We start from the raw sequence: 21,488 nt of genomic DNA, 5'->3' as shown, positions 1-21,488 counted from the left end.
AGGATTCCTACCCCTCGAAAACGGCCATCTCGATTTTTATAAATCTTATATAGCGATATCAAATCGCCGGTACCGCAGGTGAGAACGTGGAGGAGAGAGCCAGAACGAACGGAGGGAGGCCTTTGAGCCGGTCGACGAGCAGCCGAGTAGTACGCGGGTGGCCGCTACTCATAATTATCCAGAGGTTGGAACGACGACGTCACATGGCCGACCAGCCTGTCGACGGGGAAACGACGGGGAGGAACGTCGCCGGTGAGGCACCTGCCGAAGAGCCGGAAGCAGTGACGGACGACGTTACGGTCTACGACGACGTCGAACTCGAGCGGACGATCGGCCTCGTCGGCGGGTTGGCGATTGGAATCGGCACCATGATCGGCGCGGGCATCTTCGTCTTCCCGGGCCTGGCGGCAAACAATGCCGGTCTCGCGGCCACTCTCTCGTTCGCGATCGGCGGCGTCATCGCGTTACTGGTGGCCCTCCCGGCATCGGAACTCGCCACGGCGATGCCTCGAAGCGGTGGCGGCTACTACTTCATCTCGCGAGGGATGGGGACGCCCTATGGTGCGATCGTCGGCCTCGGCCTGTGGCTGGGTCTGGTGTTCGCCTCCGCGTTCTATCTCGTCGGGATGGGGCACTACTCGACTGCCATCCTCGCCGAAATCGGCGTCGGACTCTCGTTCGACCCGGTTGTCGCGACCGGACTGCTGTTCGGTGCAGGATTGACGGTGTTGAGCATCGGCGGAACGGAGAACACCGCAAAACTCCAGAACGGCGTGGTGGGTGTTCTCCTCGTGGTTCTGACTGGCTTCCTCACGTACGGTACCCTCGACGCTGTCGGCGTGTTCGGTGGCGAAACCATCTCGGAGGCGTTCTTCTCACAGGGCTACTTCCCGGTGTTGACGACCGCTGCACTGGTCTTTACCTCGTATCTGGGCTTCGCTCAGGTCGCAACCGTCGCTGGGGAGATCGAACAGCCGGGTCGGAATCTCCCGCTGGCGATGGTCGGCTCGGTACTCGTCGTCACCGTGTTCTACGTCGTGACGATTTTCGTCGCGACGAGCGTGTTCGGCGCGGACCGTCTGGGTAGATTCGGGGAAACGGCCATGGTCGAGGTTGCTCGTGACCTGCTCGGGTTCCCCGGCGCGGTAGCGATCCTGTGTGCCGGCCTGTTGGCGACGTTTTCGAGCGCGAATGCCTCGATTCTCAGCGCCTCCCGGGCCGTGTACGCGCTGAGCCGCGACGCCTTGCTCCCGCGAACGGCGAGCACGATCAACCTCCGGTACGGTACGCCGCACGTCGCGTTGCTCGCAGCGGGCGGTCCCATTCTCGTCCTCGTCGCTACTGGCCAGGTCGAGTTGCTCGCGGAGGTAGCTTCGTTCCTCCACCTGGTCATGTACGGACTGATTTGCGTCGCGATGATCGTGTTGCGACGGCGGAATCCGGGTTGGTACACCCCCAGTTACCGAATGCCGGGCTATCCACTGTTACCGACCCTCGGTGCGCTCGCCAGCTTCGGCTTGATCGCGTTCATGCAACTCGCGTCCATCGGTATCGGAATCGCAGTCATGATCGTGTCGTACCTCTGGTACCGCTATTACGCTGGGGACGTTACACTCAGAGGAGACGTCTGACCATGAGAGACCGACCGTCGATACTCGTCCCGATTCGCGTGCTCGAAGGAGAAGCGATTCCGGAGGGCGTCCCCGAACTTCTCGCGAACGCCCACGTCGTGTTGCTCGGGTATCACGTCATTCCGGAACAGACCGCTCCAGGACAGGCTCGAATGCAGTTCGAGGAACGCGCCATCCACAGGCTCGACGAATACGAAACGATATTCGAAGAGGCGGGGGCGACGACCGAGCGACGACTCGTGTTTACCCACGACGAGCAGAAAACGCTCGACCGAACGATTGCCGAGTACGACTGTCTGGCCGTCCTCATCCCGAACGCGACCGCACCGCCAGAGGAGGTGCTCGTCGCCGTTCGCGGTGCCGTCGGGGCGGACCGTCTCGCCCGGGTCGTCGCTGGCCTGTTCGGTGACACGGATATCTCCGTGACGTTGTATCACGTAGCGGGTGCGGACGAAACCGACGATGACGTCCAGACGGTCCTGGACGAGGTAGCGGACCGGTCGACGGCTCTCGGGATGGACAAGTCGGCGATCGAGACGCGAATCGAACGCGACCGAGACGTCCTCGACGCGATCGTCGACGCCGCTGCGGCGTTCGACGCCGTCGTCATGGGCGAATCGGATCCGTCCCTGGTGACGTTCGTGTTCGGGATGCCAGTCGACCAGGTCGCCGAGCGGTTCCTCGGTCCGGTACTGGTGGTTCAGCACGAATCCGCCACGGATGACGGCAGCGGGTAGGGAGATGGTTCCGCTCGTCGGGTGTAGTTCCCGACTGGCTGGGTCGACGGCCTCGACTCGGCGGGGAGCGCGTTTTTCGTCGCTTTCGTCGTCTGCAGTGGCGCGCCGTAGGACAGTGGTTCAGCGCGGATGGGTGACCAACGAGTCCCGCGCGTACCGACCGCTGTCACGTTTGGCCGTACTCCGAGGTGGCGACGCGGTGTTCGTGGTCTTCCTCCCGAGCAATACGTTGCCCCGTCTCCGGGTCGAATCCGTGGACGAGTTCGTCCCGAATACCGAGCCAGATAGGCTCGTTGCGGGTAGCCTCCACGGTACTCGGTGCTTTCACCGTCAGTTCGATTGCCGCGTCGGACTCGTCACCGACGACGACGTCGATGATCTGTTCGTCGCCGAGCGGTTCGGTCACTTCGACCGTCCCTTCGATGGTGTTGTCGCCCGGCGTAGACCGGGCAGTGAAATACTGCGGCCGAACCCCGAGTTCGACGTGGTCGTAATCGGCGTAGCGTGCGGCGACGTCCGACTCGAATCGGTACTCGAACGCGTCGACGTTTTGCGTCCGGACGAGTCCGTCCTCGGAGACCTCCACGTCGATGAAGTTCATGCTCGGCGAGCCGATGAATCCCGCGACGAACCGATTCGTCGGCTCGTGATACACTTCGTCGGGGGTGCCGACTTGCTGGATGTGCCCCTGGTCCATCACGATCAGTTTGTCCCCCATCGTCATCGCCTCCTCCTGGTCGTGGGTCACGTACAGCGTCGTGATGCCGAGTTCCTTCTGGAGAACTTTGATTCGGCCTCGCATACTGATCTTCAGCTTCGCGTCGAGGTTCGCCAGCGGCTCGTCCATCAGGAACACGGACGGGCGACGGATGATAGCGCGACCGAGAGCAACCCGTTGCCGTTGCCCGCCGCTGAGATGGCCGACGTCCCTGTCCAGAAGCTCCGGAATTTCGAGCATCTCCGCGACCTCGTCGACGCGCTCCTGGCGGGTCGCCTTGTCCACTCCGGCAACCTTCAGCGGGTAGGCGATGTTTTTCCGCACGTTCATGTGCGGATACAGCGCGAAGTTCTGGAACACCATCGCCGTGTTTCGGTTCTTCGGATGGACGTCGGTCACGTCGTAGTCGTCGAGGTACACCCGCCCCGACGTCGGTTCGGTCAGTCCCGAGAGACATCGGAGGGTCGTCGTCTTCCCGCAGCCACTGGGGCCGAGGAGCACGGCGAACTCGCCGTCCTCGACCGTGATGTCGATGTCCTCCACCGCGAGCGTATCACCGAAACGCTTCTCGACGGACTCGTATTTGACGCGCACCATCGACGTTCACCTTGATACGTGGTAACAGCGTGCGAGTACTTGTAGTTTCCTCAGCGAAGACGCGTTCGGTCGGTTCATTTCTCGACCGCCCCCATGCTGAACCCTCGCACGAGTTGATCGCGTGCGACGAACGCGAACACGAGCACGGGAACCAGCGCGATGGTTCCCGCCACGGTCATGTTCACCCATTCGACGGAGTACTTCGTGATGAACGACGCGAGGCCGACCGGGAGCGTCATCGCCGACTCGTCGAACGTGAGGATGATGGCGAACAGGAGCTCGTTCCAGGTGATTATCATCGTGAAGATGGCGGCCGCGATGAGGCCCGGTTTGACGAGCGGCAGGACGATCTTGAAGAACGCCCCGGCGTGTGTATGCCCGTCGAGGATCGCCGACTCGATGATACTCCGGGGAATCTCGTCGAAGAATCCCTTCATCATCCAGACCGCGAACGGAACGTTGAACATCACGTACACGAGAATGAGCCCCTGAAGCGTGTTCACGAGCTGGAAATCGCGGAGGATGACGAACAGCGGGATGATGGTCACAATCGGCGGCATGAACCGCGTCGAGAGGATGTAGAACGGGAGGTGGAAATCGAGGTTGTACGGGAAGTCGAACGCGACGAATCCGTAGGCGGCACACGCGCCGATGAGCGTCGCCACGATGGTCGTCACGATGGTGACCGTGACGCTGTTGACGATGAACTGGGTGAACTCCGGGCGCTGGGCGAACAGATGCAGATAGTTGCCGAACTCCATCTCGTAGGGAAGCCAGTGCGGCGGGAACGACAGGAGCGTCTTCCGGGTCTTCAGCGATCCACTGATCATCCAGTAGACGGGGAACAGGGTCCAGACGAGATAGACCCCGAGTCCGAGGTACGTCAACCCTCTCGCGACCCCGGTTTCGACGAGTCGGTCGTACAGGCGTTCGCTCCGGGTCGGCATCGTGAACGGGAGTTGTCGTTCGTCTGGTTCTGTAGCCATGGTTCTGTTAGAATTCGACGTTTGCCGTTTTGACGAAGGTGATCGCGGTCACGAGGACGATGACGAGCAGCGAAATCGCCATCGCGGACGCCTCCCCCCAGTTGTTGAACCGGAAGGCGACGCGGTACATCTCCATGCTGATCACGTTGGTCGTACTCGCCGGACCGCCGCGGGTCAGGATGAAGACCTTGGCGAACACTCTGAGCGCGTCGACGACGCGAATGATGAGCACGAGTACGATGAGCGACTTGAGGTACGGAAGAGTGATGTCGATGAACCGCTGGCGGCGCGACGCGCCGTCCATGATGGCCGCTTCGCGCACGTGGTTCGGAATCGACTGCAGGCCGGCGAGCATCACCAGCACGACGAGCGGCGTCCACTGCCAGACGTCGGCGAGGATGACCGAGTAGAGCGCGACGTTCGGTTCGCTGATCCAGCCGACGTTGTGACCGATGATCGGTTGTGCGAGGAAATCGAGCAGTCCGTTCGGGGCGTACAGCAACCGCCAGATGAGTCCGATGACGGTCGGCGACAGGATCATCGGAATGAGGATGAGCGTCTGCAGGAGCCCCCGCTGCTTGAGATTCCTGTTGAGCACTACCGCGATAGCGAACCCGAGCAGGAACTCGGCGCTCACGGCGATGCCGATGAACTTCGCGGTCACCCAGAGCGAATGGAGGAACGCCTCGTTGCTGGCGAGGTCCACGTAGTTCTCCAATCCCACGTAGGACCGTCCCACGGGGAGGAACCGGTGCAACGACATCTCCGCCGCACGGACCAGCGGATAGAACGTGAGCGCGAACAGGATCACCACTGCAGGGAGCGTCAGCAACCACTGAAGATGGTCGTCGACCCACAGCAGGATCCGCTCTCGCCAGTCGTGCTGCGTTTCGATGATTTCTTCGAGGTCGCGCGTCGCCGACTCGTCGGCGGTGTCGATGGCCATAGTGCCGTCCGATTTACTCGTAGTATTCCGCCTGCTCCAGTATGCTCTCTACCTCGTCGTTCATCTGGGTGATCGCCTGCTGTGGCGATATCTGTCCGGTCAGTGCGGTGTTGAGGAGCCTGCCCTGGGTCGCCTCGAGTTCGCTCCAGAGCGGCGTCCGGGGCCGCCACTGCGCAGTCTGGAGACTCTCGAACAGCGCCGGGAACCACGGCTGAGCGTCCATGTTGTTCTGGAACGTGTCTCGTCGGAAGGGGACGCCGCCAAGGTCGACGTACATCTCCTGTGCTTCCTGCGAGACGAACGACCGCAGCACCTGCCCGGCGGCCCGCTTTTTCGCGTCGCTGACGAACGAGTTGATGCCGGTGATCCAGTTGCCCTGCTGCGGGGCGCGTCGTTGTCCTTCGGGAATCACCGTGAAGCGGATGTTGTCCGCCTCGTCGGCCTGCTCCGGATTGAGGAGAATCGACGCGGCCGCGGGCCACGCGGGTGCCTGTGCGGCGCTTCCGTCCCCGAGGCTGTTGAGCACCTGGTCGCTGTCGAAGGACGCGACGCCATCCGGGCTGATCGACTTCAGGTCGTTGACGTAGAAGCTCACGGTTTCGGCACCGTTCTGGTCGTCCCACCGGTACCGCCAGTTCTCGTCGAACATGTCCCCGATTCTGGACATCCCCAGGCTGAAGAAGTTCGCCATGATGGGATTCCCACGCCTGCCCCGGATGTTGTATCCGCTGGTTCCATCGATCTGCTCGTCGATCTTCCGGCCCGCGCGGAGTACGTCCTGCCACGTGTTCGGTTCCGACTCGTTCACCTGGTCGTAGAACTGCTGATTGTACGCGAACAGTTGCGTGTTACCGACGACGACGAGTCCCTTGAGTTGCTGCTCCTGTCCCTGTGCCGACGGCGGGTTCGGACCGCGCGGCGCTGGCCACGTCGCGATGTCGATCGTGGTGTCGATGAACTGATCTTCCGGGATGTCGCTCGGAAGCCACTGCCGAATCGGGTCGACGTACCGGGCGAACAGTGGGAACCACGGATCGTCCATGAACACGATGTCGAACGCCGTTCCGTTCGTACTCAGGACGCTGTTCGTCCGCTCGAACAGGTTGGCGTACGGGAACAACGAGACGTCGACGTTGACCCCCGTGTCGTCCTGCACGTACTCGTTGATGAGACGACGGAACAGCTCTCCCTCTCCACCCCCGACCGCGGCTACGGAAACGCTCTGTGCGGCCTGGTTCGCTCGGAATCCACTAGCGTATCCCGACACCAATCCAGCCCCGAGTCCTGCCGTCGCACCGAGGAATCGGCGTCGCGTTCGTGAACGAACGGATGACTCTCCCCCCGCATCTCTGCCATGTGATGGCATGACCCGATGTACAATATCACGGATAATAAAACGTTCTCTATTGTTCGCCTATGCTACACGTACGGTTCGATCTACGGTCGCGAACTACGGCCACCCCGAACGACATCTCGGTCGGACGGAGGGGTCATATTTCGATAAGCACCTTCCCGTCGACGCGCTCTGCCGCCTTTCGAACTGCGACGTCGGCGTCCGAAAGGGCGTACGTGTCGGTGACGAGCGGTAGATTGTCCAGATGCCCCGCGGCCATCAGCCGAATCACCCGGGGAAAGATCCGCTGACCGGTGTGGCCCTCGGATCCGTATATCTGGGCGGAGTTGCCCTGGTACTTCCGGAGATCGATCTCCGGGCTCGTTCCGGCGTTGCTGATGTGAACCACGTTCGCTCGCTCCGCCAACGAGTCCTCTATGGCGGGATAGGTCTGTCGCACGGCCCCGGCCGTTTCGACGTGGACGTCGGCCCCCTCGCCGTCGGTCACGTCGTGGACGGTCGTAGCGGGATCCGCCACCGTCGGATCGAAGACGTGTTCGAAGCCGAGCGCGCGCGCGATCTCCCGACGTTCCGGCGACGGTTCGAACGCGATCACCGTCCCGGCCCCGGCGGCGCGCGCAACGTTCATGCCCGTCAGACCGATGGGACCGGCCCCGTGGAAGACGTAGTAGTCGCCGGGGACGATACCCTCCGCCCGGCCGAACAGCCCGTAGTACGTGATCGTACTCGGTTCGACCGTCGCCGCGGCCCGGAGCAGGTCGTCCTCGGAGTCGTACGACGCTCGAAGTGCGGACACGTCCCAGAGGATCTTCTCGGGGACGGCGACGTACTCCGCGTGTGCACCGGGAATCGTGAATCCGATCTGTTCGAAGTTCTCGCAGTGGCCGTGGAACCCCCGTCGGCACGTCTCGCACCGCCCGCAGTAGTCCGTCACCTCTGCCGTGACCAGATCACCCTCGGAAAACAGCCGCACGTCGGGGCCGGTTTCGACCACCTCGCCCGAGAACTCGTGACCGAGAACGTTCGGCAGGCTAGCGTACGCCGAGTAGTGGAGGTATCCCTCGTCGTCCGTCTCTATCATCGAGACGTCGCTGCCGCAGACGCCAGCGTACCGGACCCTGACGAGCGCCTCGTCGGGCGCCGGCGTCGGTCGGTCACGGTCCACGACTCGCAGCGTCGGGTCCGTCCACACCTGAGACGCGTTCGTCGCGTTCCGCGTCCGTCGCTCGTCGTCGGTCAGGTCGTAGTCCGGACGTGGATTCCAGTCCCCGTCGAGGACGAGAGCTTGCATGTGAACCACTGTGCGATCGATCGGTATAATGTTGTGTGGTATCCTGTAACGCCCCGTCAGACGAGGCGTTCGCCCCGTACCTTCGGAGACGATGGCCGCACCGTCAGTCCCGACCCCCGGATTCGGTATCACCGATTCGGGAAACCGTCCGGTCGTAGAGTTCCTTGGCCTCCTCGTTCGCGGTACGGAGATGCGAGGTGTCCTTGCCGACGATCAGGAAGTCGAAGCCCTGTTCGAGTCGAGTCTCGACGTCGTCGGGGTCGACGGTGAGCGTCCCCACGGGAGTGTTCGAGCGATGTCCGGCCTCGACAACTCCTTTCATCGCGTCGGCGAGTCCGGGCGACTCCCACTCCGAGAACATCCCGAGGGAACTCGAGAGGTCCGCCGGCCCGACGAACAGCGCGTCGACGCCGTCGACTGCGGCGATCGCCTCGGCGTTTTCGAGGCCCGCTTCCGTCTCGATCTGGACGATGGTGAGGTTCGTTCCGTTGGCGGTGCGGACGTACTCCTCGAAGTCGCGTCCGTAGCCCGACGCCCGACCGGACGCGACGCCGCGGATTCCGTCCGGCGGATATCGGACCGCCCTGACGAGTTCCCGCGCCTCGTCGGCGGTTTCGACCATCGGTACCATCACGCCGTCGACGCCGATGTCTAGCACTCGCTTGAGTCGAACCGCGTCGTTCCACGGCACTCGGACGACCGCGGCCGTGGGTTCCTGGACGGCGTCGACTGCCCGGACGAGGTTCTCGACGGTTTCGAGATGCATCGCGGTGTGTTCGGTGTCCACGAGGACGAAGTCGAACGCCGACATCGCGCTGACCTCCGCGACGGTCGGATGTCCGATAGATACCCACGTCCCGGCCGGATACTCGTACGCCCGAATGGATTCTTTCAGCTCGTTAGTCATGATTGTACAGTCGCTGGTCGTTTACGTCGGCGGTCTCCTGCCATGAACTGCCCTGCTTCGAGGCGTCATCTGCAGGTCTACTTCCGGTTTTCACGCCGAACGACATAAAAATGCTCGCCGGGTTCGCCCCCGCGAGAAGCAGTCGACACCCACCGGAAAGTATAATCCCGTCGCTACCGACACAGTCGTCGTCGCGGAACGTTCGAAGAGCGGAAGAGGCGGCCACTTTCGCCACGATTTCGCGTTCGCGGAACGGTAAAAGCCATGTACGAGGACTTCGCTTCGAAACTCGCGGCCACGATGTGGGCGGACTTCGACGTGACGCCCGACCGGGACGGGCCGACTGCAGGGGTAGAGATCACCGACCTCTCGACGAGGGTGATCGACGGGAACTTCCCGTGGACGCTCGTCACGGTCGAGACCGACGACGGGACGGTGGGCGTCGGCGAGGCCTACCCCTCCCCCGGCGTCCACGAAATCATCACCGACTACCTTCGACCGGTGTTGGTCGGTGAGAACCCCACCGACGTCGAACGGTTGTACAACCTGATGCGTGCGAGCCTCTCCGGTCGCGGCTCCCAGCAGGGCGTGGGAACGATCGCGATCAGCGGGGTCGAAATCGCGCTGTGGGACGCGACGGGGAAGCTACTCGATCTGCCCGTCTACCAGTTGCTGGGCGGAAAGATGCGGGACTCGGTTCGAGTGTACGCCGATTGCCACGGCGGCGACGCGATGGTCTCGTCGGCCGAAGAGGGACAGACGGAGGAAACGTACCGGCCGGAGGCGTACGCGGCGGCCGCACGGAGCGCGGTCGACGACGGGTTCGACATCGTCAAATTCGACCTGGACGTTCCTGCCGGTCACGGCGGTGATCGGAAGGCGCGCCACCTCGAAACCGCCGAAGTCGAACACAAACGCCGGCTCGTCGAGGCGGTGACCGACGAAGTCGGAACCGAGGCCGAGGTCGCGGTCGACCTGCACTGGAACTTCAGTCCGGAGGCCGCGGAAGCGCTCTGTCGAGCCATCGCGCCGTACGACGTCGCGTGGGTAGAGGACCCACTTCCGCCGGAGAACACCGACGCGCTGGCCGAACTCGGTCGGCGCGTCGACCTGCCGCTCCTGACCGGAGAGAATCGGTACGGTCGCCACGGGTTCCGCGACCTGATCGAGGACGAAGCGGTCGCTTTCCTCGCGCCGGACGTGCCGAAAACGGGCGGCATCGCGGAGACCAAGAAGATCGCCGACCTCGCCGAGACTCACTATCGAACCCTCGTCCCGCACAACATCGGCAGTCCGGTCGCGACCGTCGCCTCGGTGCACGTGGGCGCGGCGGTTCCGAACTTCCTGGCCCTCGAGTACCACGCCCGAGACGTGCCCTGGTGGGACGACCTCGTCGCGGGCGACGACCTCATCGACGACGGACGCATCGAAGTGCCGGACGGTCCGGGACTGGGCATCGAACTCGACTGGGGAGTCGTCGACGAGCACGAGCGGTGAGCATCACTCGTCCCGGTACGTCTCGAAGAGGTCGACGATGAGCGCCACGTCGTCGCGGGCTTCGGCGAACGTCGTACGCACGTCGGCATCACCGCGGACGCAGTCGACGAAGTACTCGAGTTCCCGTTTGAACGCCTCTTCCCGGGTTGGCGTGTAGACGGTGTCGGTGAGGTCCTCGACGCCCTGTTTCACTCGCAACGTTGCGGGATTGTACCGAAGCATCGGATGGCCGAACTCGAGCGTGAGTAGACGGTCGGGCGCGTCGACGCGAACGTACTCCTCGAAGAAGTTACGGCCCGAGAGGCCGGTTTCGAGGATGCACCGTTTCCCGTCCTCGTACTCGAGCGCCGCCGTCGCGTACTTTCCGTCTGCGAAGATGTCGACGTGTCCGATCTCCTCGACGCGACCGAAGAGTCCGCGGAGCACGTTCACGTCGTGACAGACGTGTTCGAGCTGGAAGTCGTACGCCCACGCGAGCGTCTCGTCGGTCGTGCCGATCGCCTCCTCGACCTGCCTCCTGCGCTCGTCGGCGCTGTCCTCGACGAACGCGTCCGGAAGCTCAGGGTCGACGAGGTCGTAGACCGTCGGGACGGTATGGGCGTAATCGGGGTCGACGTCGAGGCAGGTGACGAGGTCGACCTCCTCGACTCGGTCGAGCTCCCGCTTCGCCAACCGATACGCCGGCTCGTAGCGCTTGTTGTACGCGACCATCGCGGTCGCGTCGGCGTCGTCGGCAGCCTCGACGAGTCTGTCGGCGTCCTCGACCGTCACTGCGAGCGGTTTCTCGACGAGCGTGTCGATTCCGGCCTCCAGGGCGGGGACGGCCACGTCCACGTGCGTGTGCATCGGCGTCGTGACGATGACGGCGTCCAGTTCGGCCGCGTGATCCGCGACCAGTTCGGTCGGATCCGTGTATCGGTGCGGGACGGCGTACCGGTCGCCGACGGACTGGAGTACGTTTTCGGCGGGGTCGGCGATAGCGTGCAGCTCCGTCTCGGGGAACGCGGCGACGTTCGGGATGTGCATAATCTGTGCGATGCGCCCACATCCGAGGACTCCGAACTGCATCGTACCCCTCAACAAGCGTCGGGGATAAAAAGGTGTGTATTGGTATCGATTATCATCGTCCTGCGGGACTACCTTTATACTCTGGAACGGTGAAGCGGGGATAGCGTATGAGCACGGACGGAGGTCCACCGTTCGACGTCGGAGTGACCGGTGGGCGGCAGTTCGACCTCGAGGTCGAGCGACGAGTCTTCGAGGGACTCGACGTGCAACTCCGACCGGTCGACATCGAAACGACGGACGACGCGATCGACGCGTTCGCCGACGTCGACGCGATAATCGACCGGCTCCTGACCGCACCGTACACGACTGCGGTCGTCGAGTCGCTCGCGAACTGCGCGGTCATCGCTCGCTGTGGCATCGGCGTCGATGGAATCGACACCGAGACGGCAGCGAGGCGCGGAATCTACGTCGTCAACGTTCCGGATTACTGCCAGGACGAAGTGGCCGAACACACGCTCCTCTTGCTGCTCGCACTCACACGGAACCTCCTCGAGTACGACTCGACGCTGAAAGCGGGCGTGTGGGAACGGCGGGTTCCGGACGCCGATATCCATCGACTGAGCAGTTCGACGCTCGGACTGGTCGGGTTCGGCAGTATCGCCAGAGCCGTGTCACGGAAAGCGCAGGCGTTCGGTATGGACGTCGTGGCAACCGACCCCTACGTCGACGAAAGCGAGATGGCGCACCACGGCGCGTCGAAACTAACGTTCGAACGCGTTCTGAAGACCGCGGACGTCGTCTCCGTCCACGCACCACTTACGGAGGAGACCAGGGGGCTCGTCGACGCAGACGCGTTCCGGACGATGAAGGAGACGGCGGCACTGATCAACGTCTCGCGGGGGGAAATCGTCGTCGAGGACGCTTTGATCGCGGCGCTCGACGCCGGTGAGATAGCGGGGGCGGGCCTCGACGTGTTCGAAACGGAGCCGTCGGGACGGCGAGTGCCGTTCGAGAGCGCCCTCCGGGACCGGGACGACGTCGTGCTCACCCCGCACGTCGCGTGGTACTCCCGGGAGGCGGACAGGGAGCGTCGCCGCAAAGCGGCACGGGACGTCCGCCGCGTTCTCGAGGGGACGCGACCGGAGAACGCGGTGAACCGTCCCGACGTGTCGTAGATCGACGCAAACAGCGAGCGGATCAGTTCTCCAGGTCGGCGAGGTCCCACTCGCCGGTGATGATCGCCCCCGAGTCGGGATCGTCCGGCCGAACCATCGCCTCGACGACGGCTGGTCCGTCGTGTGCGAACGCGTCGTCGAGGACGTCGACGAGCGCTTCGGGTTTCACGACTCGCTCGGCGAACTCGACGTTGAACGCGTCGGCGAGCTTCAGGTAATCGATGTCCGTCTCCGGGTCGAACTCGGTGTCGAGCACCCGGTCCCAGCCGTACTTCTCGACTTGCAGGTTCCGAATCGACTTCCAGCCGTGGTTGTTGAGGACGAGGTACACGAGGTCGACGTCGTGCTGGACCGCGCAGGCGACCTCCTGGTTGGTCTGGAGGAAACTGCCGTCGCCCTCGACCGCGACGACCTGACGACCCGGGCGAGCGAGTTTCGCGCCGATGGCGGCGGACACGCCGAAGCCCATCGTCGAGAACCCGCCGCAGGAAACGTTGGTTCGCGGTTCGTAGACCGGGAATTCGGGATTGGTCGTCTCCTGCGGTTGGCCCGCGCTGGAGACGACGATACCGTCTCGGTCCATGGACTCCCGAAGGGCCGCCAGGACGCGAGAGATGCTCATCGGCACGCCGTCGTCGGCTCTGCGCGCTTCGACCATCTCGACCCACTCGTCCCAGCGTCGCTGGACTTCCTCGTAGTACTCGTTGCCGTCCGTCTCGACCGGGTCGGTCCTGTCGGCCACAGCGTCGTGAATCTGGTCAGTGACGACTTTGGCGTCACCCTGGATGCCCACTTCGACCGGGTAGTTCTTGCCGATTTCGTGGGGGTCGATGTCGACGTGGACGAGCTCGCTCGGCGGAATCTCGAAGCTCACGCCCGGTTCGAACGACGAGGTGTGGAGATCCGAGAACCGCACGCCGATGGCGAGGATCACGTCGGCGTTGCTGGCGAGTTCGTTGGCCGCGGTACTCCCGATCCAGCCCGCGTAGCCGACGAAGAGGTCGTGATCCTCGGGAACGACCCCCTTGCCCTGGAAGGTTGGACTGACCGGTGCCTGCAGATACTCGGCGAGGCTCCGAACCTCGTCCCACGCCTCGGACAACACGCACCCGCCGCCCGGGACGATGACGGGGCGGTCGGCGTCCGCCAGCAGGTCGGCGGCCGCCGCGACCGACTCGGGGTCGCCACCGGGCCGGCTCTGCACCCGCGAGTGCTCCGGGTCGGGTATCTCCACGTCGGCCACGGCACCCTGAACGTCCATCGGCACTTCCACGTGAACCGGGCCGGGACGACCGGTCAGCGCCTCCTGAAATGCACGCCGGAGAATTCGCGGCAGTCGCTCGACGTCGTGGACGACGAAACTCTGTTTCGTGATGGGCTCCATCACGCTCGGGAAGTCGCCCGGCTTCTCGCGCTCTATCTCCTGCAAGATGCCTTCCCCGTACTCGTGGGTCTGGGGACCGCCAGTGAACACGACCATCGGAATCGAATCGACGAAGGCCGTCGCAACTCCCGTCACGGTGTTCGTCGCGCCTGGCCCGATGGAAGTGAACACGGCCAGCGGTTTCCCGCTCGCACGAGCGTATCCGTCCGCGAGGTGGGCCGCCCCCTGCTCGTGTCGAGGCTGTATCACCTCGACGTCGGAGTCGTTGAACGCGTCGAGTAGGTTCGTGCTCCCGTGTCCCGGAATGCCGACGAGATACTCTACTCCCTCCTTTTCGAGATACTCGGCGATGATCTCGCCCCCGTTGAGCTCCGCCATGACAACGAACACCATCGACGATTCGGCGCTTAAAGATTCGGCTTCCGATACTGCTTCTGTTAGCTCGTCGCGAGAAACGAACGGCCGGCGGTGACGGCACCCCTCGAATCACCACATGAAGTCGGGGCTTTCCAGCCGCATCGTCCGGTCGATGCTCTCGATGCGAGCCACGTCCTCGTCGTCGAGTTCCAGGTCGAGTGCGGCGTAGTTGTCCCGGACGTGCTCCTCGCTGGTGGCCTTCGGAATCGGTACCACGTTCTCCTTCGACAGCAACCACGCCAGCGACACCCGGGCTTCGCTGACGCCGTGTTTGGCCGCAATCTCCCGTAACACAGGTACGTCGAACACGTTCCCTTGCGCCAGCGGCGAATAGGCCACGAGAGTCAGGTCTCTGTCGCGGAGGAAATCGAGCAACTCCTCCTGCTGGAGCAACGGATGCATCTCCACCTGGTTCGCGAGAATCGGCGCGTCGGAGACCGCCAGGGCGTCCCGGAGGTGGTCGACGGTGAAGTTGCTGACTCCCAGATGGCGTATCGCACCCTCGTCCCGAAGGTCGTTCATGACGGGGAACACCACCTCGGGGTCGTAGTCGTCGGTCGGCCAGTGGACGTACAGCAGGTCGATGGCGTCGACGCCGAGTGCCTCGCGGCTCTCGGCGACCGCGGCTCTGACGTACTCCGGCGTCGGCTCCGGCTCCGTGAAGTGGCCGAACTTCGTCGCGACGAACAGGTCGTCGCGGTCGATTCCCGACCGTCTGATTCCCTCTCCGACGACGTCCTCGTTTTCGTACATCCGTGCCGTGTCGACGTGCCGGTACCCGACGTCGATAGCGGTAGCCACGGACTCCGCTCCCGTTTCGCCTCGCACGTCGTACGTTCCGTACCCGAGCCGCGGAATATTCGCTCCGCGCATAGCCGGACGTACGCCGAGCGCGACCGTAAAGCTATCTCGGAGACCCGTCGTCCCCGACGAGTGCCGTCCTCGGGAGACAGCCGTGAGGCGTCGGTTCCACCGATGTCGACGAGGACGACGGTGGTCGTCCTGACCGTTGCCGCCAGTTGGACCTCCGTTCGAGCGCCGACGGTGGGGACGTGAGGGCCGTCCCCGTGAACGTTCACCGACCTGTCACGGACGTCGATAGACGCGAAACAGTGATGTCGACGGTCGACGACTATCCTTCTCCAATGGGGCGAGTTAGCTACGACTACACGGGCGAGACCGTCGTCGTCACGGGTGGAAGCTCCGGAATCGGCCGGGAGATAGCGGTACGGTTCGGGGAGGCCGGAGCCACCGTGATCAACGGAGACGTGCGCGAACGACCGAAGGACCGGGGAGAAGAGAGGCCGACTCACGAGGCGATACGGGAGGCCGGCGGGCAGGCCGAGTTCGTCGAAACCGACGTCTCGGACCCGAGCGCGATACGCACGCTCGTCGCGTCGGCCGGCGAGTACGGTGGCGTCGACGTCATGGTGAACAACGCGGGATGGTTCCTCGAATCGTCGCTTCGCGACGTGAGCCCCGAAGAGTTCGACCGGATCACGTCGATCAACGCCGGTGGGGTCTTCTTCGGCTGTCAGGCGGCGGCCGACGACATGATAGAGCGCGGCGAGCCAGGTTCCATCGTCAACACCGCCTCGATCAGTTCGACGCACGCGCAGAAGAACCAGATTCCATACGACGCGACGAAGGGCGCCGTCCGGATGATAACTCGGGGTGCAGCGCTGGAACTGGCGGACCACGACGTCAGAGTCAACGCGGTCGCACCGGGTCACATCGCGACGGAGTTCGGGAGCGGCGCTGAGAAGAAGAAAGAGGCGGTCGCCGCGGGCGAGGTGGCCAAGCCGGTTCCCATCGAGCGCGCGGGCACGCCGGAGGACGTCGCCGGTGCGGTCCTCTTTCTCGCCAGCGAGGACGCCTCCTACGTCACCGGTGAACTCCTCTACGTCGACGGGGGGTGGCAGGTGTACTGAGACGGCCACCGCTCAGAGCGACGGAACGACCTCGTCGCCCATCACCTCGAACAGTCGACCGGGATCGGGACTCGTGTTGGCGACGGCGATGCGGTCGAACCCCATCGCAGCGTACTCCTCCAGTCGGGCGGCGAGCGTCGACGGGTCGTCGGCGACGAGGAACTTCTCCTCGACCTGCTCACGGGTAGCTTTCTCGCCCTCGGCCTCGATCCGCTTCGGGTTCGCGAGCCCCCGGTCGAAGACGTCCTGCGTCGTCGCCCACCACGGCCGCGTCCCCTCGACCGCCCGCTCGTAGTCCGGGTCGTACGACGCGATGACCAACAGCGTCGTCTCTATCGCGTCGGGGTCGCGTCCCTCCTCGGTCGCGTAGCGACGGACGGCCGGATAGAGACGGTCCGTGTACTCGTCGCCTTTGATGACCGTGATGAACCCGTCCGCGTGGCGGGCGGCGAGCCGAGCGGTGTTCGGGCCGTTCGCGGCGACGTGAACTTCGGGGGTCGTCTCGGGCGTCGTGTACAGTTTCGCGTCGTCCAACTGGAACCGTTCCCCCTCGTACGTGACGAAGTCGTCTTCGTCCCAGAGCCGTCGGACGATTTCGAGCGTCTCTTCGAGACGGTCGCGACGTTCGGAGTACTCCGGCCAGTCGAATCCGAGCGGCGTCTCGTTCATCGCCTCGCCGGTGCTCAGCCCCAGCACGACGCGCTCGTCGTGCATCTCCTGGAGCGTGGCGAACGCCTGCGCGACGACGCCAGGATGGTAGTGGCCGGTCGCGGGCGTCACGCAGGTGCCGATCGGAAGGGAGAGGCGCTCGGTTGCGGCCCCCATCCACGACCACGCGAAACCGGCTTCGGCGTCGGTGTGGAACCACGGATGGAAGTGGTCTGACGTCCAGACGAAGTCGTAGCCGGCTCCCTCGGCGCGTTCCGCGTACGACAGTAGCTGACTCGGGCTGTACTGCTCCTGGTGCGCCATGTAGTCAATCGAAACCATGTGTCGGTAGGTTCGAACGCGTTGCTGACGGCGAGTACCGGAGACGGGTTCGCCACCACATCGCCGACTGCCCGGAGTCCGACGACGCTACCGTCGGAGACCCCGCCGTCATCGAGCGCCCCCGTATCGACCCGAGCATCTCGCTGACCGCGGAAGACTACTGCGTTCACGAGTCACCCCCTCTCGCCGTCGAGACCGTTTCGCCCGTTGAACGGGCACTCTCAGTCGACATAAGTTTTCGGTGAGCCTCGGTGGTCTCGGGACCGATACGGCCCGGCCGAACGCCGCCGTCGGGGGTCACCCGAACCGTTAATACTCCGACCGTGGACGGAGTAGCCATGTCGGTGGGGTACTCGACTATCATGTACGATATCGATGAGATGGATAGAGCGATAAGCGACGTCGGAGCGTGTCGCTACGACGGCATCGAGTTCAGCCTCCCGGAAATCCGAGAGGCCGGTCCGGACGAGATACGAGACCGCTGTGCCCGCCACGACCTCGAACCGTACTGCGTGATGGGGGAGTGGCTCGAGTCGGACGAGCAGGTAGAGCGCGTGGCGGCGGGGGCGTCGCTGGTGGCAGACGCCGGCGTCACCCGATACGGACTACTCCCCCCGCGGCGAGGACTCGTCGGCGAGACCACGTTCGAGGACTGGTTGAACGACCTCTGTGCGGCGTGCGACGACGCGGGCGTCACGCCGTTGCTCCACCACCACGGCGCGACGCTCGTCGAACGGCCGAGCGAGATACGGACGTGGCTCGACGCGGGGCCGCCAAACCTGCGGCTCCTCTTCGACACCGCCCACTACTACCCGTACGGCGACGTTCGGGACGGGGTCGACCGGTTCGCGGACGACATCGGATACGTCCACTTCAAGGACGTTCGCCCACCGCACGGGTTCGAGGACCACGTCGAAGCGCTCACCGCGGCGAACTTCAACCTCGATCACGTCATCAACTACTTCCGGTCGTTCACGGACCTCGGCGACGGCGAAATCGAGTTCGGGGACGTTCGGGATCGACTCCGAACCGCGGGGTACGACGGGCCGATTACCGTCGAGGTGGAGAACAGACACCGGAAACCGCTCGTTCACGCGAAGGAGAACTACGACTACTACCACGAGCGCGTCCGCTGAACCGGAAATCCGTCCGTCTCGAATCGACCGACGGGGGACGACGGAAGCCGACCGGTGGACGAACGCGTCGACCCAGGGGTGTCCGGGAACGAACGTGCCCCGAGAAGAACCGCAGTGAACCGACCGCTCGGCACTAGCTGTACCAGCGCTCCATCACGACTTTCTTCTCGGTGTAGAACTGGACCGCGTCCTCGCCCTGCGCGTGGGTGTCTCCGAAGAACGAGTCCTTCCGGCCGCCGAAGTGGAAAAAGCCCATCGGGGCACAGACGCCGACGTTCACTCCGACGTTGCCGGCGTCGACCTCGTACTTGTACTTGCGGGCCTCGCTCCCCCTCTCGGTGAAGATGGACGAGGCGTTGCCGTACCGGGTCGAGTTGACCATCTCGACGGCGTCGTCTAAGTCGTCGGCGCGTGCGAGGCACAACACCGGGCCGAAAATCTCCTCCTGGGCAATCGCCATGTCGGCCGTGACGCCTTCGAGGATGGTCGGTCCGAGGAAGTTGCCGTCGTCGTGGTCGGGATGGTCGAAGTCGCGGCCGTCGAGGACGAGGTCGGCCCCCTCGTCGAGCGCTTCGTCTACCATCGCGACCACGTTCTCGCGGGCGTCCTCCGTGATCAGCGGGCCGACGTCGGTGTCCTCGTCGAGGCCGGTTCCGACGACGAGTTTCTCCGTGTTCGAGACGACCTCCTCGCGCAGGTCGTCGTACACGTCGCCGACGCCGACCACGACGTCGTTCGCGAGACAGCGCTCGCCCGCGTTGCCGTACACCGAACCGACGATGTTCGGAACGGTGTCGTCCAGGATGGCGCTGGGCGTGACGACCACGTAGTTTTTCGCGCCGCCCTGTGCCTGGACGCGCTTTCCGTGCCGGGCGGCGGTTTCGTAGACGTGTTTCGCGACCGGCGTGCTCCCGACGAACGAGACCCCCTCGACGTCCGGATGTTCGAGTATCGCGTTCACCGTGTCGGCCGCACCGTTGACGAGATTGACGACGCCATCGGGGAGTCCGACCGCTTCGATAGCTTCTACGATGAGTTGCGAACTCAGCGGGACGCGCTCGCTCGGCTTGAGGACGAACGTGTTCCCGGTCGCGACGGCGTACGGCAGGAACCACAGCGGAATCATCGCCGGGAAGTTGAACGGAGTGATAGCCGCGAAGACGCCGAGCGGTTGGCGGACGGCCGTCTCGTCCATGCCCGCGGCCACGTCTTCGACGGTTCCACTCCCCTCACGCATCATGTTCGGAATGCCGGCCGCGACCTCGACGTTTTCGATTCCGCGTCGAACCTCGCCGCGTGCTTCCGCGACGGTCTTTCCGTGTTCGCGGGAGAGCGTTCGTGCGATGTCCTCGTGGCGTTTCTCCAGCTCCTGCTTGAGGTCGAACAGGTACTGGACGCGGTCGACCGGGGGTACCCGTCGCCACGATTCGAACGCCTCGCTCGCGGCGTCGACGGCCGTACCGACGTCGCGGTCGGCCGACAGCGTCACCGTCGCCAGTGTCTCACCTGTCGCCGGATTCGTTACCGGAAGAGACGTTTCGGCGGTAGCGTCCACCCACTCCCCGTCGACGTAGTTACTGACGGAGTCGGGTACCGCAGGAGCGTCTCCCGCCTCTTCTTGCCTGCTCGTCATACCCGTAGAGCTACTCTGCACGTTTACAAAGGCATTACGTCCGCTCAGCGGAAAGAGACGGAGACGGCGCGTTCGAAGCCTTCAAACGACGCCCGAGGCGTGGACGCGTTCCGTGACCGTCCGTCCCGGCGATATCCGCCGTACGACGTCGACGAAGCGCCCGTGTTACCGCGCTCGGAGAGCGATCCGGGAAACGACCTCGTTTGAACGACACGAACAGTTATGTGGGAACGAGTGGTAACCTGTCGTATGTCGGGGGAATCCAGTCCGGGAACGCCGGAGGGGGAGACCGGTTCGAGAACGATCCAGGCGGTACAAACGACGCTCGACATCATCGACGTCCTGCAGGAACAAGATGGGGTGCGAGTGACGGAACTGGCGGATCGACTCGACCGCTCGAAGGGAACGATTCACTGTCATCTGGCGACGCTGTTACAGAACGAGCACGTCGTCAAAGAAGGAAACGAGTATCGACTCGGCTTGCGATATCTCGAACTCGGAGAGACGACGAAAGAGCGGTTCGGAATCTACGATATCGTTCGAGACGAGCTTACGGACCTCGCGGCGGAAACCGGCGAACTGGCGCAGTTCGCAACGGAGGAACACGGACGGGCCGTATACATCCACAAAGCCGAAAGCGACGAGGCGGTTCGGACGGCTTCCAGCGTCGGAACGCGCGAACACCTCCACTGTATCGCGCTCGGAAAGGCGATTCTGGCTCACCTCGGTGAACGGCGGGTCGACGAAATCGTCGACCGTCACGGACTGCCAAAGTTCACGGAACGGACGATCACTACTCGCGAGGAACTGTTCGACGAACTGGCCCGCGTGCGGGAACGGGGATACGCCATCGACGACGAGGAGAAGATAGAAGGACTTCGGTGCGTTGCCGCACCCGTGCGAACGTCTTCCGAAGTCCTCGGCGCAGTGAGCGTCTCGGGTCCGTCGAGTCGAATGGAGGGAGACTGGTTCGAGGAGGAACTTCCAGCCATGGTGAAGCGGTCGGCGAACGTGATCGAGATCAACGCCAGGTTCGCCTGAAGGCGGACTCGACGGGTCGTGTCCGCCTCTCACCGCGCGGGGTGCGGAGACGGAAGAGCCGTCCAGTGGAACGTATCAATCCGACAGGGGTTTGAGAGCCTCAAACCCG

At 64.0% G+C, this 21,488-nt stretch carries 19 protein-coding genes; 7 read left to right on the top strand and 12 right to left on the bottom strand.

Features of this window, described 5'->3' with window-relative positions:
• Positions 1-203 precede the first annotated feature (203 nt).
• Both ACTF4R_RS18990 and ACTF4R_RS18985 read left to right on the top strand, forming a co-directional pair.
• Positions 204-1,631, top strand: a complete 1,428-nt coding sequence (locus tag ACTF4R_RS18990) for an APC family permease (protein WP_440009933.1) — start codon at positions 204-206, stop codon at positions 1,629-1,631.
• 2 nt (positions 1,632-1,633) lie between these two features.
• A complete protein-coding gene (locus ACTF4R_RS18985) occupies positions 1,634-2,368 on the top strand; it encodes a universal stress protein (RefSeq protein ID WP_440009780.1) in 735 nt (244 codons plus the stop codon).
• A 166-nt stretch (positions 2,369-2,534) separates the two neighbouring features.
• On the opposite strand, the gene ACTF4R_RS18980 is transcribed toward ACTF4R_RS18985, so the two are convergent.
• From ACTF4R_RS18980 to ACTF4R_RS18950, 7 genes are all read right to left on the bottom strand, one after another.
• The gene (locus ACTF4R_RS18980; RefSeq protein ID WP_440009778.1) at positions 2,535-3,683 is read right to left on the bottom strand and encodes an ABC transporter ATP-binding protein; all 1,149 of its coding nucleotides are present in this window, start codon (positions 3,681-3,683) and stop codon (positions 2,535-2,537) included.
• Between the two features lie 74 nt (positions 3,684-3,757).
• Entirely contained in the window at positions 3,758-4,669 is a 912-nt protein-coding gene (locus tag ACTF4R_RS18975) for a carbohydrate ABC transporter permease (RefSeq protein ID WP_440009776.1), read from the bottom strand.
• 7 nt (positions 4,670-4,676) lie between these two features.
• Positions 4,677-5,615, bottom strand: a complete 939-nt coding sequence (locus tag ACTF4R_RS18970) for a carbohydrate ABC transporter permease (protein ID WP_440009773.1) — start codon at positions 5,613-5,615, stop codon at positions 4,677-4,679.
• A gap of 13 nt (positions 5,616-5,628) precedes the next feature.
• Positions 5,629-6,882, bottom strand: a complete 1,254-nt coding sequence (locus ACTF4R_RS18965; RefSeq protein WP_440009770.1) for an extracellular solute-binding protein — start codon at positions 6,880-6,882, stop codon at positions 5,629-5,631.
• Between the two features lie 223 nt (positions 6,883-7,105).
• Entirely contained in the window at positions 7,106-8,260 is a 1,155-nt protein-coding gene (gene iolM / locus ACTF4R_RS18960) for a scyllo-inosose 3-dehydrogenase (protein ID WP_440009768.1), read from the bottom strand.
• A gap of 103 nt (positions 8,261-8,363) precedes the next feature.
• Positions 8,364-9,167 (bottom strand): HpcH/HpaI aldolase family protein, encoded by an 804-nt coding sequence (locus ACTF4R_RS18955; protein ID WP_440009767.1) that lies wholly within the window; start codon positions 9,165-9,167, stop codon positions 8,364-8,366.
• Complete coding sequence (locus ACTF4R_RS18950) at positions 9,160-9,402, bottom strand: hypothetical protein (RefSeq protein WP_440009764.1); 243 nt, start codon at positions 9,400-9,402, stop codon at positions 9,160-9,162. The genes ACTF4R_RS18955 and ACTF4R_RS18950 overlap by 8 nt, the downstream gene beginning before the upstream one ends.
• A gap of 29 nt (positions 9,403-9,431) precedes the next feature.
• Between ACTF4R_RS18950 and ACTF4R_RS18945 the strand changes: the two genes are divergently transcribed.
• The gene (locus ACTF4R_RS18945; protein ID WP_440009761.1) at positions 9,432-10,664 is read left to right on the top strand and encodes a mandelate racemase/muconate lactonizing enzyme family protein; all 1,233 of its coding nucleotides are present in this window, start codon (positions 9,432-9,434) and stop codon (positions 10,662-10,664) included.
• A 3-nt stretch (positions 10,665-10,667) separates the two neighbouring features.
• On the opposite strand, the gene ACTF4R_RS18940 is transcribed toward ACTF4R_RS18945, so the two are convergent.
• Positions 10,668-11,732, bottom strand: a complete 1,065-nt coding sequence (locus tag ACTF4R_RS18940; protein WP_440009758.1) for a Gfo/Idh/MocA family protein — start codon at positions 11,730-11,732, stop codon at positions 10,668-10,670.
• Positions 11,733-11,839: 107 nt separating this feature from the next.
• Between ACTF4R_RS18940 and ACTF4R_RS18935 the strand changes: the two genes are divergently transcribed.
• Positions 11,840-12,847, top strand: a complete 1,008-nt coding sequence (locus ACTF4R_RS18935) for a C-terminal binding protein (RefSeq protein WP_440009756.1) — start codon at positions 11,840-11,842, stop codon at positions 12,845-12,847.
• A 22-nt stretch (positions 12,848-12,869) separates the two neighbouring features.
• On the opposite strand, the gene ACTF4R_RS18930 is transcribed toward ACTF4R_RS18935, so the two are convergent.
• Positions 12,870-14,609, bottom strand: a complete 1,740-nt coding sequence (locus tag ACTF4R_RS18930; protein WP_440009754.1) for a thiamine pyrophosphate-binding protein — start codon at positions 14,607-14,609, stop codon at positions 12,870-12,872.
• 108 nt (positions 14,610-14,717) lie between these two features.
• On the bottom strand, positions 14,718-15,521 hold the full coding sequence (locus tag ACTF4R_RS18925; RefSeq protein ID WP_440009751.1) for an aldo/keto reductase: 804 nt from the start codon (positions 15,519-15,521) through the stop codon (positions 14,718-14,720).
• 272 nt (positions 15,522-15,793) lie between these two features.
• On the opposite strand from ACTF4R_RS18925, the gene ACTF4R_RS18920 reads away from it, so the two are divergent.
• On the top strand, positions 15,794-16,579 hold the full coding sequence (locus ACTF4R_RS18920; protein ID WP_440009749.1) for an SDR family NAD(P)-dependent oxidoreductase: 786 nt from the start codon (positions 15,794-15,796) through the stop codon (positions 16,577-16,579).
• Between the two features lie 12 nt (positions 16,580-16,591).
• On the opposite strand, the gene ACTF4R_RS18915 is transcribed toward ACTF4R_RS18920, so the two are convergent.
• Positions 16,592-17,569 carry a TIGR03557 family F420-dependent LLM class oxidoreductase gene (locus ACTF4R_RS18915; protein WP_440009747.1) on the bottom strand — a complete coding sequence of 326 codons (978 nt, stop codon included), beginning with the start codon at positions 17,567-17,569 and terminating at the stop codon, positions 16,592-16,594.
• A gap of 338 nt (positions 17,570-17,907) precedes the next feature.
• On the opposite strand from ACTF4R_RS18915, the gene ACTF4R_RS18910 reads away from it, so the two are divergent.
• Positions 17,908-18,705 (top strand): sugar phosphate isomerase/epimerase family protein, encoded by a 798-nt coding sequence (locus ACTF4R_RS18910; RefSeq protein ID WP_440009744.1) that lies wholly within the window; start codon positions 17,908-17,910, stop codon positions 18,703-18,705.
• 133 nt (positions 18,706-18,838) lie between these two features.
• On the opposite strand, the gene ACTF4R_RS18905 is transcribed toward ACTF4R_RS18910, so the two are convergent.
• Positions 18,839-20,338 carry a CoA-acylating methylmalonate-semialdehyde dehydrogenase gene (locus ACTF4R_RS18905; protein ID WP_440009742.1) on the bottom strand — a complete coding sequence of 500 codons (1,500 nt, stop codon included), beginning with the start codon at positions 20,336-20,338 and terminating at the stop codon, positions 18,839-18,841.
• 249 nt (positions 20,339-20,587) lie between these two features.
• Here ACTF4R_RS18905 and ACTF4R_RS18900 point away from each other — a divergent pair, with 249 nt between their 5' ends.
• Entirely contained in the window at positions 20,588-21,379 is a 792-nt protein-coding gene (locus tag ACTF4R_RS18900; RefSeq protein WP_440009740.1) for an IclR family transcriptional regulator, read from the top strand.
• Positions 21,380-21,488: the final 109 nt, after the last annotated feature.

It is taken from the genome of Halomicrococcus pelagicus (genome assembly GCF_051917725.1).
Lineage (GTDB): Archaea > Halobacteriota > Halobacteria > Halobacteriales > Haladaptataceae > Halomicrococcus.
This window is presented reverse-complemented; position numbering and strand designations above follow the sequence as displayed.

Excerpts from the sequence above, each read along its gene's own strand:
- ACTF4R_RS18990 (WP_440009933.1), top strand. The coding sequence starts at position 204 with ATGGCCGACCAGCCTGTCGACGGGGAAACGACGGGGAGGAACGTCGCC.
- ACTF4R_RS18985 (WP_440009780.1), top strand. The coding sequence starts at position 1,634 with ATGAGAGACCGACCGTCGATACTCGTCCCGATTCGCGTGCTCGAAGGA.
- ACTF4R_RS18980 (WP_440009778.1), bottom strand. The coding sequence starts at position 3,683 with ATGGTGCGCGTCAAATACGAGTCCGTCGAGAAGCGTTTCGGTGATACG.
- ACTF4R_RS18975 (WP_440009776.1), bottom strand. The coding sequence starts at position 4,669 with ATGGCTACAGAACCAGACGAACGACAACTCCCGTTCACGATGCCGACC.
- ACTF4R_RS18970 (WP_440009773.1), bottom strand. The coding sequence starts at position 5,615 with ATGGCCATCGACACCGCCGACGAGTCGGCGACGCGCGACCTCGAAGAA.
- iolM (WP_440009768.1), bottom strand. The coding sequence starts at position 8,260 with ATGCAAGCTCTCGTCCTCGACGGGGACTGGAATCCACGTCCGGACTAC.
- ACTF4R_RS18955 (WP_440009767.1), bottom strand. The coding sequence starts at position 9,167 with ATGACTAACGAGCTGAAAGAATCCATTCGGGCGTACGAGTATCCGGCC.
- ACTF4R_RS18945 (WP_440009761.1), top strand. The coding sequence starts at position 9,432 with ATGTACGAGGACTTCGCTTCGAAACTCGCGGCCACGATGTGGGCGGAC.
- ACTF4R_RS18940 (WP_440009758.1), bottom strand. The coding sequence starts at position 11,732 with ATGCAGTTCGGAGTCCTCGGATGTGGGCGCATCGCACAGATTATGCAC.
- ACTF4R_RS18935 (WP_440009756.1), top strand. The coding sequence starts at position 11,840 with ATGAGCACGGACGGAGGTCCACCGTTCGACGTCGGAGTGACCGGTGGG.
- ACTF4R_RS18930 (WP_440009754.1), bottom strand. The coding sequence starts at position 14,609 with ATGGCGGAGCTCAACGGGGGCGAGATCATCGCCGAGTATCTCGAAAAG.
- ACTF4R_RS18925 (WP_440009751.1), bottom strand. The coding sequence starts at position 15,521 with ATGCGCGGAGCGAATATTCCGCGGCTCGGGTACGGAACGTACGACGTG.
- ACTF4R_RS18920 (WP_440009749.1), top strand. The coding sequence starts at position 15,794 with ATGGGGCGAGTTAGCTACGACTACACGGGCGAGACCGTCGTCGTCACG.
- ACTF4R_RS18915 (WP_440009747.1), bottom strand. The coding sequence starts at position 17,569 with ATGGTTTCGATTGACTACATGGCGCACCAGGAGCAGTACAGCCCGAGT.
- ACTF4R_RS18910 (WP_440009744.1), top strand. The coding sequence starts at position 17,908 with ATGTCGGTGGGGTACTCGACTATCATGTACGATATCGATGAGATGGAT.
- ACTF4R_RS18905 (WP_440009742.1), bottom strand. The coding sequence starts at position 20,338 with ATGACGAGCAGGCAAGAAGAGGCGGGAGACGCTCCTGCGGTACCCGAC.
- ACTF4R_RS18900 (WP_440009740.1), top strand. The coding sequence starts at position 20,588 with ATGTCGGGGGAATCCAGTCCGGGAACGCCGGAGGGGGAGACCGGTTCG.